A 15,913-nucleotide genomic window follows, 5' to 3' on the forward strand; every position below is an offset into this window, starting at 1 on the left:
CGGAGGGTCGCGATGAGCAGCAGTTACGACCTGATCCAGGAACTCGTGGCGGGGAAGCGGCCGGATGCCGACCTCGTCCGGCCCGAGGACATCATGCCGTTCGTGATCGAGAGCGACGGCCGGCGCGAACGGGCCTATGACATCTACTCGCTCCTGCTGAAGGAGCGGATCGTCTTCCTCGGGACGCCGATCGACGCCATGGTGGCGAACCTCGTCGTCGCCCAGCTCCTCTACCTCGCGCGAGAGGACGACGAGAAGGACATCATGATGTACATCAACTGCCCCGGCGGGAGCGTGACGGCCGGGCTGGCGATCTATGACACGATGAACCTGATCCGGCCGAACGTCTCCACGCTGTGCATGGGACTGGCGGCGAGCATGGGCACGGTCATCCTCTGCTCGGGCACGAAGGGGAAGCGGTACGCCCTCCCGCACAGCACGATCCACCTGCACCAGGTGCTCGGGGGCGCCCAGGGGCAGGCGCGGGACATCGAAATCCAGGCGCGGGAGACGCTCCGGCTCCAGCGGGTGCTCCGCACGGTCATCCAGGAGCGGACGGGGCAGCCGATGGAGAAGATCGAGCACGACACGGACCGCGACTTTTGGCTGGACCCGCCCGCGGCGAAGGAGTATGGGCTCATCGACGAGATCCTCGACCGGCCGCCCAAGGGCGAGGGGAGCCCGAACGGCAAGGTGGCCGCGAACTAGCGCCCCGGGCGCGTCAGCCCGGCCGAACCTGTTCGAAATGACGTGCCCCCGGGTGACCGGGGGCACGTCTCGTTTCCGTCGAACTGGCGCGTGTCAGGCGGCCCCGGCGGCCTCGACGGCCTTCTTCGCGGCTTCGAACAGGCCGTTGGCGCGGATGAGCGGCAGGCCGGACTCCTTGATGAGCTGCTCGCCCTCGGCGAGGTTCGTCCCGACGAGCCGCATGACCACCGGGACGTCGATCTTCATCTGGCGGTGCGCCTCGATGACGCCCTGGGCGATGATGTCGACGCGCGCCATGCCGCCGAAGATGTTGACGAGGATGGCTTTCACGGCGGGGTCCTCGAGGATGACCTTCATGGCGTTGACGACGCGCTGAGGGTCGTTGACGGTGCCGATGTCGAGGAAGTTCGCGGGTTCGCCGCCGGCGAGCTTGATGGTGTCCATCGTCGCCATGGCGAGACCGGCCCCGTTGACGATGCAGCCGATGTTGCCGTCGAGCTTGATGAAGTTGGCCACGCCGAGCTGCTGCGCCTTCACCTCGAGCGGGTCCTCCTCATCGAGGTCGCGCAGGGCGGCGAGCTCCTTCTGGCGGAAGAGGGCGTTGTCGTCGATGTTCAGCTTGGCATCGACGGCGACGACGCGGCCGTCGGCGGTCAGCGCGAGGGGATTGATTTCGACGAGGCTGGCATCGGTCGCCATCAGGGTCCGGTAAAGGCCTTCGACGACCTTGCCGAACTGGTCCGCCTGGTCGCCGGTGAATCCGAGCCGGGCTGCCAGCGTGCGGCCGATGTACGGCGAGTAGCCGGCGGCCGCGGGGACGGCCATGCGGACGATCGCCTCGGGATTGTTGTGTGCGACGACTTCGATCTCCTGCCCGCCCTCAGCGGATGCCATGATGAGCGGGCAGCCCTGCATGCCGTCGATGATGGCGGCGAGGTAGTACTCCTTCGCGATGTCGGTCTGCTCGGCGACGAGGACGTTCTTCACGAGCTTGCCCTCGGGGCCGGTCTGGATGGAGACCAGGTGCTTGCCGAGGATGGCTGCGGCGGCCTGCTCCGCCTCCTCCGCAGTGTCGGCGAGGCGGACCCCGCCGACGCGGTCGCCGCGCACCTTGCCGGAGTAGTTCTCCGGGTCGCTGATGAGCTTCTGGTACATGTCGGCGGTATCGGACTGCGCGACGAGGCGGCCCTTGCCGCGGCCGCCGGCATGGATTTGCGCCTTCACGACGACCTTGCCGCCGAGCTCTTCGGCAATCTTGCGCGCTTCGGCCGGGGTCGCGGCGACGCGGCCCGCGGTGACCGGCACGCCGTGTTTCGCGAGCAGGTCGCGCGCCTGGTACTCATGAAGTTTCATGGGGTGCTCCGGTAGGGATTGCGGAGGAAGCGTACCGCCTCGGGGCGCTAGCCGGTAGCGCGGCGGGCGAGGAGGACGGTGATGTTGTCGGGACCGCCAGCGTCGTTCGCGAGGTTGACGAGGACCGACGCGGCGCTCTCGAGGTCCGGTGAGCGCAGGGCGTCAGCCAGCGTCTCAGCCGCGACGAGATGGTAGAGGCCGTCGGTCGCGAGGAGCAGCCCCTCCGGGGCGGCCAGCTCACCGGCATCCGGTTCGAGCGCGCCGGCCATGCCGAGGCAGCGGGTGAGGATGTTCGCCAGGCCAGGATGACCGCCCGGCTCGGCGGCGAGGTTGTGGTCGCGGGTGACCTGGCGGAGCGCGCCGGCCTCGAGGGCGTACAGGCGGGAGTCGCCCGCACTGACCCAGCGGAGCACGCCGTCGGCGAGGAGCGCCGCGGTCAGCGTCGTCCCGGCCCCGGGGGTGCCGAGGCGGGCGGCTGCGTCCCGGAGGCGGCTGCTCAGCGCAGCGACAGCCGCAGCGAGGTCGAGCGGAGATGCCTGCGCGCCGACGGCGGAGGCGAGTTCGTCGACGGCGTAGCGCGCGGCCCAGGCACCGTTCGGGTGGCCGCCCATCCCGTCGGCGACGGCGAGCAAGAGGCCCGCCGGGCTCTCCCGGACCAGCCAGGCGTCCTGGTTCTCGGCCCGGCGTCTTCCGATGTCGGTGGAAGCGGCCCAGCGCCAGCCCCGCCACGTTCCCCCGGCGACCTCGCTCATGCCCGATTACGATACTGCCCCGGGCGTGATGCTGCCCGGGGCAGCGGGCGGACCGCCCGGCCGCGAGGACGGCGTTACTGCCGCCGCGAAGCGGCCCAACCCATGCCGGCGAAGCCGAGCGAGGCGAGGCCGGCCATGGCCACGATCCACCACGCGCTCGGCGCGTCGGTGTGGGCCCGGGAGGTGCCGGCGACGGGCGGGCGGGGAGTCGGCGTCGCGGCGGGCGGCGGGGTTGTGGTCGCCGTCGGGGTCGCCGTCACCAGCGCGAGGTCGAGCTGGGCCAGCTCGTAATTCCGCCACGAGCCGGTTTGCGGCGCGGCCTGTCCGCCGACCACGAAGGTGACCTGCGCGCCCGGGGTGCCGCAGCCCGCCTGCGTGGCCGCGCTGGCGACGTCGATGACGTAGCGCGCCTGGCCCCCCTGCAGGAACACGGTGGTGACACCGCAGCTGGTGCTGCCGACGCGTGCCTCGATCGGCGTGCCCGCCGGGGCCGGCTGACCGTCGATGGTGACGCTGCCGGCGAACCGGGACGGCGGCTCGGGCGGCGACTGGGCGAATGCGGTATCGGCTGCGAGCGCGCTGCCCGCGAGGAGCGCGGCGGCGACCGCCGCGCCGGCGAATGTCTTCAACGGATGCATGCTGCTCCCTCCATCCGGTCGCTGGTGTCGTGCACTCCAACGAGTATGCCGGCCGGGTATGTTCCGGGGGATGGTTTCGTTGCAGCGCTGTGTAATCTGCGTGTGAAACGTGCTGGCAGGTAAAGGCCGGGTCAACCGGCGGGCGCGGGGTGGACCGCGGAGATGCGGTCGGTGCGCAGGTAGGGCTGGAGCACCCGCGGCACAGCGATGCTGCCGTCGGGCTGCTGGTAGTTCTCCATCACCGCGATGACCGTGCGCGGCAGGGCAAGGCCGGAGGCATTGAGCATGTGCGGGTGCCGCGGCGCGGCTTCCGGCGCCGGGCGGTAGCGGATGTTGGCGCGGCGGGCCTGGAAGTCGAGACAGTTCGAGGCCGAACTGACCTCCAGCCATTCGCCCTGGCCGGGAGCCCATACCTCGAGGTCGAACGTGCGCGAGGCGTTGAACCCGAGGTCGCCGCTGCAGAGCGCGACCACGCGGTGCGGCAGCTCGAGCGCGGCGGCGATGTGCTTCGCCCGGCTGACCAGCAGGTCCAGCTCGGCAGCGCTCTGCTCGGGTTCGCAGTAGACGAACATTTCGACCTTTTCGAACTGGTGGCCGCGCTTGATGCCGCGCACGTCGCGGCCGGCGCTCATCTTTTCGCGGCGGAAGCAGGGGGTGTGCGCGACGAACCGCTGGGGAAGCTGGCCGGGGGGGATGATTTCGTCACGGTGGTAGTTGACGAGGGCAACCTCGGCCGTGGGGATGAAGTAGAAGTCCTCCTCGGCGTCGCGGTAGAGGTTGTCGCGGAACTTCGGCAGCTGGCCGGAGGCGAGCAGGGAGGCCTCGGAGAGCATGTAGGGCACATACGCCTCGGTGAAGCCGGCAGCCGTGTGCTCGTCGAGCATGAACTGGATGAGGGCGCGCTGCAGCCGGGCGAGCGGCCCCTTGAGAACGTAGAAGCGCGACCCGGACATCCGCGCGCCGCGTTCGATATCGAGCCCGTCGACGATGGTCCCGAGCTCCCAGTGCGGCCGGGGCACGAAATCGAAGGCGCGGGGCTCGCCGATGGTCTCCACGACGACGTTGGAGGTCTCGTCAGGGCCGCGGGGGACGGCCTCGTCGACGATGTTCGGGACTTCGTACAGCCGCTGCTGGAGCTCGTCTTCGACGGCGCGGAGCTTCGTTTCGAGGCGCTGGATTTCATCGCCGACGAGCCGCATCTCGGCGATGCGGACCTCGCGCTCGGCGGGGTCCTTCGCCGCGCCGATGGCTTTGCTGGCGGCGTTGCGCTTCGCACGGAGCGACTCGACCTGCTGGAGGAGCTGGCGGCGCTGCTCGTCGAGCTGGAGGATGCGGTCGATGTTGACGTCGGCGTTCCGCAGGAGCATGTCGCGGCGAACGCGCTCGGCGTTTTCGCGAATGAACTGGATACTCAGCATCCGGTCGAGCTCCCCCGGGCCGCAGCTGCCTCGATGGCGCGGAGGCCGAGGAGGCGGACGTCCTCGGCGACGTGCACGAGCGTACCATCGGGTGCCGGGAGCGCAACCGAAGCGGCGATCTCGTCGTAGGCGACCCAGCGGTGGAGGCCGTGGGGAATCGGCGCGGCGAAATCGACCTCCCCGCGGGCGCGGGTGAAGTAGACGTGGTCGATGTGCTGGTGGAACGGCTGGTCGGGCCGGACGATGTCCTCGATCAGGATGACCGCGGGGGGCGGCAGGACGAGCGGGCGTTCGACCTGGATCAGGCCGTGCGGCGGGATGACCTCGACGTCGAGGCCCGCTTCTTCGCGGGCTTCGCGGAGGGCGCCCYGGACGGGATCCTCCTTCGGTTCGAGGTGGCCGCCGGGGGGGAGCCACATCCGCAGCCCGCGGTGCCAGAGCAGGAGGGTGCGCCCGCCCGCGACGATGTAGGCGGTGGCCGTGTGGTGGCGCTCGACCGGGTCGGCCATACCGTTCCCGTCAGTCCTCGATGGAGCGGACCGGCGGGAAGAGGATGACCTCGCGGATGGAGGACTGGCCGGTCAGCAGCATGACGAGGCGGTCGATGCCCATGCCGAAGCCCCCGGTGGGCGGCATCCCGTGTTCGAGCGCGAAGAGGAAGTCCTCATCGACCAGCTCCACCTCATCGTCGCCGGCGGCCTTGAGGGCGAGCTGCTGCTCGAAGCGCTGCCGCTGGTCGAGCGGGTCGTTCAGCTCGGTGTAGGCGTTGCCGCACTCGAAGCCGGCGATGAAGCATTCGAACCGCTCGACGAGGCGGGGATTCCCGGGCTTCCGCTTGGCGAGCGGCGAGAGCTCGACGGGGTAGTCGAGGAGGAAGGTGGGCTGGATGAGGTTCGGCTCGACGTAGTGGGACATCGCTTCGTCGGCGAGCTTGCCGTAGCCCATCTGGTCCGTGACGGGGAGGCCGCGGCGGCGCAGCTCGGCGCGGAGGCTGTCCGCGTCGGTGAAGACGTCGAGGTCGGGGCCGCCGAACGCTTTCAGCGCTTCGAAGAACGTCATGCGGCGCCACGGCGGCGCGAGGTCGATCTCCTGGCCGCGGAAGGTGATGGTGGTCGTGCCGAGCACCTGCTGCGCGACGGTGCTGATCATCTCCTCGGTCATGGCGGCGACGTCGTTGTAGTCGGCGTAGGCCTGGTAGGACTCGAGCATCGTGAACTCGGGATTGTGCTTGAAGCTCATCCCTTCGTTGCGGAAGTTGCGGCCGATTTCGTAGACGCGCTCGAAGCCGCCGACGAGGAGGCGTTTGAGGAAGAGTTCGAGGCTGATGCGCAGGACGCGGGGCTCATCGAGGGCGTTGAAATGGGTGACGAACGGGCGGGCGGCGGCGCCGCCTTCGGTCACCTGCAGAATGGGGGTTTCGACCTCCATGAAGCCGCGGTCGTCGAGGAAGCGACGGATTGCGGCGACGGTCTTGCTGCGGATTTCGAAGACGCGCCGCGTTTCCTCGTTCGCCATGAGGTCGAGGTAGCGGCGGCGCTGGCGGAGGTCGGGGTCGGCGAGGCCGTGGTACTTCTCGGGCGGCGCGTGGAGCGCCTTGGCGAGCATCGTCCAGGAGCTGGCGGCGACGGTCGGCTGGCCGGTGCGGGTGCGGATCGGGATGCCGGTAAAGCCGACGAAGTCGCCGAGGTCGACCAGCCGGAGCAGGTCGTAGCCCGCGGTGGCGTTGGCGCGGAGGAGCACCTGCAGCCGGCCGGCGCCGTCGAGGATGTCGATGAAGGTGGCCTTCCCCATATCGCGGCGGGCCATGACGCGGCCAGCGACGCGGACCTCGACGCCTTCGGCTTCGCTGACGCCGGGCGGGAGCGCTTCGACGATGGCGACGACCTCGCGGGAGGTGTGGGTGCGGTCCCAGCGGGGCGGATAGGGGTCGATGCCGAGCCGGCGCAGCTCTTCGAGCTTCGCGATGCGCTGCGCGACGAGTTCATCCACGAGCGGCTCCTCCACGGAAACGGGCCGCCGGGGGCGGCCCGTCACAAGCTGCGCTTTCGATTGTGCGCGCGGGGTGCGGCTCAGTCGATCTTGAGGACTTTGAGCTTGATGACGCCTTTCGGGACGTTGACGGAGACGACGTCGCCGACGGCTTTGCCGAGCAGGGCGGTTCCAACTGGCGAGTCGTTGGAGATCTTGCCGTTGAGGGGGTCGGCCTCGGGGCCGCCGACGATGCGGTAGGTGCGAACCGTCCCGTCCTGGTCGACTTCGACGGTGGAGCCGACCATGACGCGGCCGGCGCTGTGGGCAGCTTCCTCGTCGATGATCTTGGCGCGGCGGAGGATGTCCTCGATTTCCAGGATGCGGCCTTCGACGCGGCCCTGTTCGAGCTTGGCGTCGTCGTATTCGGCGTCGGCCTGGCTGGTGCCCTGCTCCTGGGCGTTGTGGATCATTTCCGCCACTTCGCGCCGCCGAATGCGCAGCTGCTCGAGCTCCTGCTCGAGCTTTGCTTTTCCTTCACGGGTGAGCGGAACGGGCTTTTCCATCATGTCGTACCCTACGGATGCCGCGCGACAACAAATGAACTGAGGCCGCGCGTTGCCTCAGTTCCGCCGAAAGTATACCGACGGCGGAGAAGGCGCGGCAATCGCCGCGATGGGGAGACGGATGACGAGTGAATCCGGGGAGCCGGGACCGGGTGGGCGCGTCTGGCGGCCGCCAGCGGGCGATGAGGGGCTGGCGGGCCGCGCGGAGACGCCAGCCGCCGAGGGCGCCGCAGGCGCTCCTGCTGCCCCGGCGCCGCCGTCCACGAGGCGCGGGCCCGGCTGGCTCGCGCTAGCGCTCGCGGTGGTCGCCGCGGCGCTGGGAGGCGGCATCGCCGGCGGGCTGCTCGTGCTCCAGCTCGGGGATGACGGCGATGGCGGTGCCCAGCCGGGCGGCTCCGCGCCGTCCGTGGTCGAGGTAGACATCACCTCGGCAGTGACAGATGCCGTCCAGAAGGCGCGCCCGGCCGTGGTCCGGGTGGAGAGCGCGACGCGCCGGACGTTCGATGTCGGCAGCGGCGTCGTCATCAGCGCAGAGGGGTACATCCTGACGAACGCGCACGTCGTTTTGGGCACCGACCAGCTGAAGGTCGTGTTCGCCGACGGGTCGGAGCGGCCGGCGGTGCTCATCGGCCACGACCATCCGTTCAACGACATCGCCGTCCTGCAGGTCGCGCCGGTCGGGCTCACGGTGATGGAGACGGCTGATTCCGACGCGCTGCGGCCCGGCGAGACGGTCATCGCTATCGGCAACCCGCTCGGCGAGCTGTACGGGTCGGTTACGGTGGGCGTGATCAGCGGGCTGAACCGGTCGCGGCTGCTCGACGGCGTCCGGCATGACGACATCATCCAGACGGACGCGGCGGTGAACAGCGGCAACAGCGGCGGGGCGCTGGTCAACCTCGCCGGCCAGCTGGTCGGCATCCCGACGACCATCCTGCGGCAATCGGGAGCCGGCCAGCCGGTCGAGGGCGTCGCGTTTGCGATTCCAGCGAACCGGGCGCTCGATATCGCGAACCGGATCATCGCGGCGCGCGGACCCATTCCGCGGCCGTCGCTCGAACTGGAGCACATCGACCTGAACGAGGAGGTCGCCGCGCGGCTGCCGGCGCTGGCCGTCAGCTCCGGGGCGGTGGTGCTGACGATCGTGCAGGGCGGAGCGGCCGCGCAGGCGGGCATCAGGGCAGGGGATGTCATCGTCCAGGTGGGCGATGACGTCATCGACGCCCGGACGCCGCTCCTGAACGCGCTGGCGGGACACCAGCCGGGCGAAACGGTCAAAGTTGTCCTCAATCGGAATGGCCGGATAATCGAGGCCGAGGTTCGCCTTGCGAAACGGTCATAGGTTTTCCAACGCCCGCGGGGAGTGGCTTCGCCGATGATGCGGGGAGGCGGGCGCCTGCCGTGGGGTGCCGGCGGTGCGGGCCAGCCGCTCGGGGGAAGGGGCAGCCAGCGGCCGCTCGGCCGCATCCTCGGGCTCGGGGCGATCCTCGTCGGCATCGCGCTGCTCGGCTGGTTCACGTTCGGGCGCATCTGCGGCAGCGAGAGCTGCGCCGACGTCTACTGCCCCTCGGACCGGGACATCGCCGCGCCGGAGGGCTACGAGTTCGCCTCGCGCATCTTCGAGCTGAACCCGAAAGCAACCGCCGTCCAGCCCGGGTTCGACCTCCAGGTGCAGGCGGCGCTCCTGAAGCCCGCTGCCGACGGGCGGATGCTCAGCTTCTTCCGGTACGACGAGGGCGCGCAGCGCTGGGAGCCGGTGGCGCCGGCAGTCCCGGATGCGCAGGGCACGGTCGTCACGGGCACGTTCAAGGATGCCCCGCCGGTCATCGCCGTGCTGCGGCGGAACACGCCCGCCGGCGAGGTGGTCGCCTACCTGCCGCACAACGCGAATCTCCACCCGCAGGCCGCGCCGCACGTCACCATCGTGCACCCGATCGACTTCGCGCCCGCGGCCGACGGCAGCGTAGCCGGCGAGCTGAGCCGGACGGTCGCCCGGACGGCCACCTACGAGGTGTACCCCGTCATCGCGGCGAATGCGTCGGTGGCAGGTCAGGTCGCCGTCGTCGAAACGCTGCTGGCCGATGCCCGCTCCCGCACGAACCACGTCCAGCAAATCGTGGCGAAGGTGAACGAGGCCGGGGTGAACGGCGTCGACATCGCCTACCTCGACCTGCCGGCCACGCAGCGGACGTCGTTCACGCTGTTCATCGGCGAGCTGGCGGGGGCGCTGCACGGGCAGGGGAAGAAACTGACGGTCACGCTGCCGTCGCCCATCAAGACGCAGAACCGCATCGACGAGGGGGCGTACGACTTCGAGGCGATCGCCGCACAGGCGGACCTCGTGAAAATCGCGCCGTACCGCGACCAGGCGACGTACCGGCTCGTGATGCCGGAAGTGCTGCGTTACCTCGCGGAGCGGGTGCCGCCATCGAAGCTGGTGCTGACCGTCTCACCGTATGCGACGGAGACGGGGGGCGAGACCATCAATCGCATGACCCTGGTCGATGCGATGAACATCGCCACCCGCATTTCGGTGCGCGCGCAGGCGGACGCGATCACCACCAGCACGCAGGTCGACGTGGCGGGAACGAACATCGACCGCGACGAAGGACTGACCGGGCTGCGCTGGTATCCCGAAACGGCGACGGTCGCGTTCAGCTACAAGCAGCCGCAGGGCGGCGGCAGCCGGACGATCTACCTGGAGAACGTCTTCAGCATCGGGTTCAAACTCGAACTGATTCCGTCGTTCAAGCTGGGAGGCGTGGCGATCGAGGACGCTTCGGAGAACGTGCTGCTGGGCGATATCTGGCCAGCGATCATCCCGTTCGTCACGAGCGGGCTGCCGACGCTCCAGCAGCCGAACGCTGATGACCTGAAGCCCCGCTGGGCAGTGAGCAGCGGGACGATCGACGACACCGGCCGCGGCTCGGCGCGGTGGTTCACGCCTTCGGAGCCCGGCACCTACAAGGTGACGCTCACGCTGAGCGACGGCGTCGCGCTGTTCGAAAACTCGGTCGACGTGGTGGTCCGGGCGCGGCCCGCCGCGGGCGCCACACCGTCACCGACGGCGAGGCCCTGATGGCCGGGCGAGGGGTGCGCGTGGCGGGCGGGGTTGCCCGCGGGGTGCCGCTGGTCGAGCCGCGAGGGGTGCGCCTGCGGCCGACCTCGGGGCTGGTCCGCGAGGCGATCTTCAATATCCTCGGGAACGCTGTCGAGGATGCGCGCGTGCTCGACCTGTACGCCGGGACGGGCGCGCTCGGGATCGAAGCGCTGAGCCGCGGCGCTGCGCACGCCACGTTCGTCGAAGGCGAAGCGGCGTGCACCGAGGCGATTCTCCAGAGCCTCGCGCGGACGGGGCTGGGCGAGCGCGCGACGGTGCTGCGCGGGCGGATCCCGGCCGCGCTCGCGCGGCTCGAGGGGCCGTTCGACCTTATCTTCATGGACCCGCCGTACGACGACCCTGCGAAGGAGGAAGTGCTGGCCGGGCTGGCGCCCCTGCTGGCCCCGGGCGGGCGCGTCGTCTTCGAGCATGGAAGCCGGTACAATCCGCCGGTGCGGCCCCGAGGGCTCCAGCTCCTCGAGCGACGCACCTACGGCGACACCGCCGTCGCGCTGTACAGCCACCTGGAGGGCGAATGAGGATCGCAGTCTACCCGGGCGGGTTCGACCCGGTGACGAACGGGCATCTCGACCTGATCGTGCGGATGACGCACCTGTTCGACCGCGTCATCGTGGCCGTCGTGAAGGGCCGCGACAAGGCGACGATGTTCACCTGGGAAGAGCGGATCGCGATGGTGAAACAGGCGGTCGAAAACCTTCCGACTGTCGAGGTCGAAGGGTTCGACGAGATGACCGTCGAATTCGCCAAGCGGAAAGGGGCGGTGGCCATCGTGCGCGGCATCCGCGCAGTGAGCGACTTCGAAGTCGAGTTCGACATGGCGATGATGAACCGGAAGATGGCGCCGCACCTCGAATCGGTGTTCCTGATGGCGAACCAGGAGTTCCTCTACATCAGCGCGAGCCGCATCCGGGAGGTTTCCCGCCTGGGCTACGATGTCGCAGATTTGGTTCCGCCGCACGTGCGGACCGCGCTGCGGCGGAAGCTCGGACAGGAGTAACCGTGAGCCCGGAGGGGGCGCAGCTGGAGTTCCTCGAGCTGATCGACGGGCTCGAACAGCTCGTCATCGAGTCCCGGCGGCTCCCCGTGGGCGGCAACCTCGTCGTCGACCGCAGGCGGCTGCTGGACCTGATCGACCAGCTGCGGCTCGCGATCCCGGCGGACCTGCGGCAGGCGCAGCAGATCCTCGAAGCGCGAGCTCAGATCATCGACGACGCGCACCTGAGCGCGCGGCGCACCATGGAGCGGGCCGAGCAGGAGCGGGCGCGGCTCATCGAGGAGCACGCCATCACCCGGGCCGCTGAAGAGCGCGCGCAGCAGCTGCTCATGGACGCTGAGGCGCGGGCGCGGCAGATCGTGGCGGAAGCCGACGCGACCGCGGCCGCCCACCTGAGCGAAGCGGCCGAAGCGACGCGGCAGGAGCTGGACAACCTGAACCGCTACACACGGGAGGTGCTCCTCCGGCTCGACCGGCTCCTCACGCAGCTCCYGGGTTCGGTGCGCGAAAATCTCGAGCAGCTCGACCGCGAGCAAAACTGAACGAATCGAGCGGCTTCATCACGAGATTTCCCGCTTTGCCGATGCCGGGATATAGTACGCGCTAAGTAACATTACCGGGGAATCCYGGAGCACCGCATGGAGGCATATCGACATGGCTGAGTTTTCGGTCATCAAGGATTCGGAAGCTCCGCGGCCGGCGCGGCAAACTGGACGCCTTGCTGCCCGCATGCGCGAGTACGAGAAGTACGTCGAGCAGGTTCCGCAGGGGAAAGCGGGAAAGCTGGTTCCCGCGCGCGGGGAAACGCCGCGGGCGATCGCGATGCGCATCAGCAGAGCGGCGCGCCGGCTCGGGAAACACGCAAATACGTGGGTCGTGGACGGGGTCGTTTATTTCACTGTCGCCTGACTGGCGCCTTTCGCGCCGATGCGCGGGCGGAGTCGCGCTCAGACAGGGAAAACGTAAGGGGGTTCGTCCGGCTGGACGAACCCCCTTCGGTTGTGTGCGCGGTTCAGCCTGAGTGAGCGCTCAGCGCCGTTCTGCAGTCACCGGTTCTGCGTCGCTCGAGACGAGCGCGAACGATGGCGCCTCGCGGCGGGCCGGGCGCGGAGCGGGCTGCGGTGCGTCGGCGGGCGCGGGCTCGGCCGACCTCGCCGCAGGCCGCGTGACGATGTCCGCAGCCTTCTGGGTCGTATCGACGTTCCCGGAAATGGAAGCACCTTCTTCCACCACGAGAATCGGGGCGCGGATGGTGCCGGTGACGACGGCTGTGGCCGCGATCGTGAGGCGGCCGGAGCAGACGATGTCGCCCTCAAGGCGGCCTTTGACCAGCGCTTCGCGCGCCTGGACGCGCGCCCGGGCGGAGGCGTCTTTTTCGAGCGTCAGGGTTCCGCGGCAAACGACTTCGCCGCTAATCGCGCCTTCGATGCGGAGATCCTGCTCCGTCTCGAATCGGCCGTCGAAGGACGAATGCCGGTCGATGACGCTCTCACTGCGGACCGGGGCCTCGGCGCGCGGCTCGTCCGGGCGAGACGGCGCGGCGCCGGCGCGGGGGGCGATGCCGCGGCCGTAGGCGGCCTCCGGCGCGGATTCGGCGTAGGGGTCATGCTCCGCGGCCGGGCGCTCCCGGTCGTACCTTGCGATGCTCTCCGGGTAGCCGGCGTCGCGGGGGTTTTTCTTGATTTGCATGGGCCCTCCTGGGGCGGCGCGCGTTTGCGGGGTGCGCACAGCCTCCTCCGGCCAACCGTACTGCCCCGGCAACCGAACGTCCACCCGGAAACGTAAATTCCGGGTGATTTTCGAACCTGGGCAAAGCGCGAAACGGCGTCAGACCACGAGGTTGACCAGTTTGCCGGGGACGTAGATCACCTTCCGCGGCGCGCGGTCGCCAAGGGCGGCGGCGACCCGCTCCAGCCCCCGGACGCGGTCGAGAACCAGCGCCTCATCGGCGTCGGCCGGCACCGTGACCCGGTCGCGGAGCTTGCCGTTGACCTGGACGGCGATTTCGACCTCCTCGTCGCGGGCGAGCTCGGGGTCGGCTTCCGGCCAGCGCTGCTGGTGGATCGAGTACGGCCCGCCGATGCGCTCCCAGAGCTCCTCGGTGATGTGCGGCGCAAGCGGGGCGGTGAGAAGGAGCGCCGTGCGGATGCCCTCTTCCCAGGCCGCGCGGTCGACGGGGCCGGCCTCGCGGGCGCGCTGGAGCGCAGACGAGTGCTCCATGAGGCGCGAGATCATGGTGTTGAAGCGGAAGTGCTCGATGTCCTGCGTGGCGGCGAGGATCGTCTTGTGGGTCACCCGGCGCAGGTCGCGCGCCGCCGGGGAATCCGGCGCATCAGTGAGCTGGACGGGGTCGACGACGAGCGACCAGAGGCGGTGGAGCCACCGGGAGATGCCGGCCATGCCGGTGGGGTTGTACGGGCCGCCCTGGTCCCACGGGCCGACGAACATCAGCTGGCAGCGGAAGCAGTCGGCGCCCCACTGGGCGACCTGCTCATCGGGGGCGACGACGTTGCCGCGGCTCTTCGACATCCGGTTCCCATCGGGGCCGAGGATGACGCCCTGGTTGAAGAGCCGGAGCATCGGTTCGTCGCCTTCGACGAGCCCGAGGTCGCGGGCCGCCTTCCAGAAGAACCGCGTGTAGAGCAGGTGCATCACGGCGTGCTCGGCGCCGCCGGTGTACTGGTCGACGGGGAGCCACTTGCGCGCCAGCTCGCGGCGGAACGGCGCCTCGTCGTTGTGCGGGTCGATGTACCGCATCTGGTACCAGCTGGAGCACATGAACGTGTCCATCGTGTCCGTCTCGCGGCGCGCAGGTTTGCCGTCGATGGGACAGGGGACGTTCACCCACTCCTCGACCTGCGTGAGCGGCGACTGGCCGGTGGGGTCGAACTTCACGTTTTCGGGCAGCAGGACGGGCAAGTCCTTTTCGGGGACGGGGACGATGCCGTGTTCCGGGCAGTGGATCATCGGGATCGGCGCGCCCCAGTAGCGCTGCCGGGAGATGAGCCAGTCGCGCAGCCGGTAGGTGACGGTTGCTTCGCCGAACCCGCGCTCGGCAGCGTAGGCGGTCACGCGCTGGATGGCTTCTTCGGCCGGCGTGCCGTCGAACGGGCCGGAGTTGATCATCCGCGTCCCGCGCGTGAAGGCAGCGGTGAGCGGCTTCGTGACGTCGATTTCCGGGTGGTCGAAGACGGGAATGACCGGCAGGCCGTACTTCTGCGCGAACTCGAAGTCGCGCTGGTCGTGCGCAGGGACGGCCATGATCGCGCCGGTGCCGTAGGTCACCAGCACGTAGTCGGCAATCCAGATGGGGACGCGGTTCCCGTTGAACGGGTTGATGGCGTACGCGCCGGTGAACACGCCCGTCTTCTCGCGTTCGGCCGAGAGGCGCTCGATTTCCGTCTGCCGGCTTGCCTGCACGCGGTAAGCGTCGACAGCCTCGCGGCATTCCGGCGTGGTGATGCGTTCGACCAGCGGATGTTCAGGGGCGAGCACCATGAAGGTGGCACCGTAGACCGTATCGGGGCGGGTGGTGAAAACGCGGAGCGGCTCATCGACACCCGGCACGTCGACGCGGAACTGGAGCGTCGCGCCTTCGGAGCGGCCGATCCAGTTCGTTTGCATGACTTTGATGCGCTCCGGCCAGTCGATGCCGTCGAAGCGGAGCAGCTCTTCGGCGTAGGCGGTGATGCGAAAGAACCACTGGGTCAGGAAGCGGCGTTCGACGATGTCGTCGGATCGTTCGCAGCGGCCATCGATGACCTGTTCGTTGGCGAGGACGGTTCGGCAGCCGGGGCACCAGTTGGCGGCGGCTTCAGCCCGGTAGGCGAGGCCTTTTTCGTAGAACTTGAGGAACCACCACTGGGTCCATTTGTAGTACTCGGGGTCGCTGGTGATGACCTCGCGGTCCCAGTCGAAGGAAGCGCCCATCATGCGGAGCTGGCCGCGCATGCGGTCGATGTTGGCGTAGGTCCAGGCCTTGGGGTCGATGCCGCGCTTGATGGCGGCGTTTTCGGCCGGGAGGCCGAAGGCATCGAAGCCCATCGGGAAGAGGACGTTGTAGCCCTGCATGCGGCGGTAGCGGGCGGCGGCATCGCTGGGCGCCATGGCGTACCAGTGGCCGGTGTGGAGGTCGCCCGAGGGGTAGGGGAACATGGTGAGGGCGTACCACTTGGGGCGCGGGTCGTCGTCCGGTGCGTGGTAGAGGCGGTCGGCGAGCCAGCGCTCGCGCCATTTGGCTTCGATCACGGCGGGGTCGTAGCGATCGGGCATGATCTGCTCCAGGGGTAGCTCGGTATCGGCTGCGGGAGGATTTGGGAAGGCCCCGCCGGCYAGGCGCCGCGGGGCCGAAGAAGGATCGCCCGTGCCGTCGGGGTGCGCATGGTGCCGCTCATG

The 15,913-nt window shown here is 69.4% G+C and carries 16 protein-coding genes; 7 read left to right on the forward strand and 9 right to left on the reverse strand.

The window, feature by feature from the left end; translation table 11 throughout:
• Nucleotides 1-90: 90 nt before the first annotated feature.
• Nucleotides 91-708, forward strand: a complete 618-nt coding sequence (locus O0235_RS14230; protein WP_506005461.1) for an ATP-dependent Clp protease proteolytic subunit — start codon at nt 91-93, stop codon at nt 706-708.
• Nucleotides 709-801: 93 nt separating this feature from the next.
• On the opposite strand, the gene sucC is transcribed toward O0235_RS14230, so the two are convergent.
• The 7 genes from sucC to greA form a co-directional block, all read right to left on the reverse strand.
• Nucleotides 802-2,061, reverse strand: a complete 1,260-nt coding sequence (gene sucC / locus O0235_RS14235) for an ADP-forming succinate--CoA ligase subunit beta (protein ID WP_270056434.1) — start codon at nt 2,059-2,061, stop codon at nt 802-804.
• A gap of 47 nt (nt 2,062-2,108) precedes the next feature.
• Nucleotides 2,109-2,813: a PP2C family protein-serine/threonine phosphatase gene (locus tag O0235_RS14240; protein WP_270056435.1), complete on the reverse strand. Its 705-nt coding sequence runs from the start codon at nt 2,811-2,813 to the stop codon at nt 2,109-2,111.
• A gap of 74 nt (nt 2,814-2,887) precedes the next feature.
• On the reverse strand, nt 2,888-3,442 hold the full coding sequence (locus O0235_RS14245) for a hypothetical protein (protein WP_270056436.1): 555 nt from the start codon (nt 3,440-3,442) through the stop codon (nt 2,888-2,890).
• Nucleotides 3,443-3,582: 140 nt separating this feature from the next.
• Nucleotides 3,583-4,869, reverse strand: a complete 1,287-nt coding sequence (serS, locus tag O0235_RS14250) for a serine--tRNA ligase (RefSeq protein ID WP_270056437.1) — start codon at nt 4,867-4,869, stop codon at nt 3,583-3,585.
• Nucleotides 4,863-5,378: an NUDIX hydrolase gene (locus O0235_RS14255; protein WP_270056438.1), complete on the reverse strand. Its 516-nt coding sequence runs from the start codon at nt 5,376-5,378 to the stop codon at nt 4,863-4,865. The genes serS and O0235_RS14255 overlap by 7 nt, the downstream gene beginning before the upstream one ends.
• A 10-nt stretch (nt 5,379-5,388) precedes the next feature.
• Entirely contained in the window at nt 5,389-6,858 is a 1,470-nt protein-coding gene (gene lysS, locus O0235_RS14260; protein WP_270056439.1) for a lysine--tRNA ligase, read from the reverse strand.
• 80 nt (nt 6,859-6,938) lie between these two features.
• Nucleotides 6,939-7,406 carry a transcription elongation factor GreA gene (greA, locus tag O0235_RS14265; RefSeq protein ID WP_270056440.1) on the reverse strand — a complete coding sequence of 156 codons (468 nt, stop codon included), beginning with the start codon at nt 7,404-7,406 and terminating at the stop codon, nt 6,939-6,941.
• Nucleotides 7,407-7,524: 118 nt separating this feature from the next.
• Here greA and O0235_RS14270 point away from each other — a divergent pair, with 118 nt between their 5' ends.
• The 6 genes from O0235_RS14270 to O0235_RS14295 all read left to right on the forward strand — a co-directional run bounded on the left by O0235_RS14270 (nt 7,525) and on the right by O0235_RS14295 (nt 12,427).
• Nucleotides 7,525-8,745 (forward strand): S1C family serine protease, encoded by a 1,221-nt coding sequence (locus tag O0235_RS14270; RefSeq protein ID WP_270056441.1) that lies wholly within the window; start codon nt 7,525-7,527, stop codon nt 8,743-8,745.
• Between the two features lie 33 nt (nt 8,746-8,778).
• Complete coding sequence (locus tag O0235_RS14275) at nt 8,779-10,482, forward strand: glycosyl hydrolase family 18 protein (RefSeq protein ID WP_270056442.1); 1,704 nt, start codon at nt 8,779-8,781, stop codon at nt 10,480-10,482.
• Nucleotides 10,482-11,042, forward strand: coding sequence for a 16S rRNA (guanine(966)-N(2))-methyltransferase RsmD (rsmD, locus tag O0235_RS14280; RefSeq protein WP_270056443.1), 561 nt, complete (start codon nt 10,482-10,484; stop codon nt 11,040-11,042). Before O0235_RS14275 ends, rsmD begins: the two co-directional genes overlap by 1 nt.
• On the forward strand, nt 11,039-11,521 hold the full coding sequence (coaD, locus tag O0235_RS14285; protein WP_270056444.1) for a pantetheine-phosphate adenylyltransferase: 483 nt from the start codon (nt 11,039-11,041) through the stop codon (nt 11,519-11,521). Before rsmD ends, coaD begins: the two co-directional genes overlap by 4 nt.
• Before the next feature lie 2 nt (nt 11,522-11,523).
• Nucleotides 11,524-12,060, forward strand: a complete 537-nt coding sequence (locus tag O0235_RS14290) for a hypothetical protein (RefSeq protein ID WP_270056445.1) — start codon at nt 11,524-11,526, stop codon at nt 12,058-12,060.
• A 112-nt stretch (nt 12,061-12,172) separates the two neighbouring features.
• Complete coding sequence (locus O0235_RS14295; RefSeq protein WP_270056446.1) at nt 12,173-12,427, forward strand: hypothetical protein; 255 nt, start codon at nt 12,173-12,175, stop codon at nt 12,425-12,427.
• 120 nt (nt 12,428-12,547) lie between these two features.
• On the opposite strand, the gene O0235_RS14300 is transcribed toward O0235_RS14295, so the two are convergent.
• Nucleotides 12,548-13,207: a bactofilin family protein gene (locus tag O0235_RS14300; RefSeq protein WP_270056447.1), complete on the reverse strand. Its 660-nt coding sequence runs from the start codon at nt 13,205-13,207 to the stop codon at nt 12,548-12,550.
• Between the two features lie 138 nt (nt 13,208-13,345).
• A complete protein-coding gene (gene leuS, locus O0235_RS14305) occupies nt 13,346-15,790 on the reverse strand; it encodes a leucine--tRNA ligase (protein WP_270056448.1) in 2,445 nt (814 codons plus the stop codon).
• Between the last annotated feature and the right edge of the window lie 123 nt (nt 15,791-15,913).

Source organism: Tepidiforma flava, assembly GCF_027594505.1.
Lineage (GTDB): Bacteria > Chloroflexota > Dehalococcoidia > Tepidiformales > Tepidiformaceae > Tepidiforma > Tepidiforma flava.

Bases quoted from the DNA above. Each gene is read 5' to 3' on its own strand.
- sucC (WP_270056434.1), bottom strand. From the start codon at position 2,061: ATGAAACTTCATGAGTACCAGGCGCGCGACCTGCTCGCGAAACACGGC.
- O0235_RS14240 (WP_270056435.1), bottom strand. From the start codon at position 2,813: ATGAGCGAGGTCGCCGGGGGAACGTGGCGGGGCTGGCGCTGGGCCGCT.
- serS (WP_270056437.1), bottom strand. From the start codon at position 4,869: ATGCTGAGTATCCAGTTCATTCGCGAAAACGCCGAGCGCGTTCGCCGC.
- greA (WP_270056440.1), bottom strand. From the start codon at position 7,406: ATGATGGAAAAGCCCGTTCCGCTCACCCGTGAAGGAAAAGCAAAGCTC.
- O0235_RS14270 (WP_270056441.1), top strand. From the start codon at position 7,525: ATGACGAGTGAATCCGGGGAGCCGGGACCGGGTGGGCGCGTCTGGCGG.
- O0235_RS14275 (WP_270056442.1), top strand. From the start codon at position 8,779: ATGATGCGGGGAGGCGGGCGCCTGCCGTGGGGTGCCGGCGGTGCGGGC.
- rsmD (WP_270056443.1), top strand. From the start codon at position 10,482: ATGGCCGGGCGAGGGGTGCGCGTGGCGGGCGGGGTTGCCCGCGGGGTG.
- coaD (WP_270056444.1), top strand. From the start codon at position 11,039: ATGAGGATCGCAGTCTACCCGGGCGGGTTCGACCCGGTGACGAACGGG.
- O0235_RS14295 (WP_270056446.1), top strand. From the start codon at position 12,173: ATGGCTGAGTTTTCGGTCATCAAGGATTCGGAAGCTCCGCGGCCGGCG.
- O0235_RS14300 (WP_270056447.1), bottom strand. From the start codon at position 13,207: ATGCAAATCAAGAAAAACCCCCGCGACGCCGGCTACCCGGAGAGCATC.
- leuS (WP_270056448.1), bottom strand. From the start codon at position 15,790: ATGCCCGATCGCTACGACCCCGCCGTGATCGAAGCCAAATGGCGCGAG.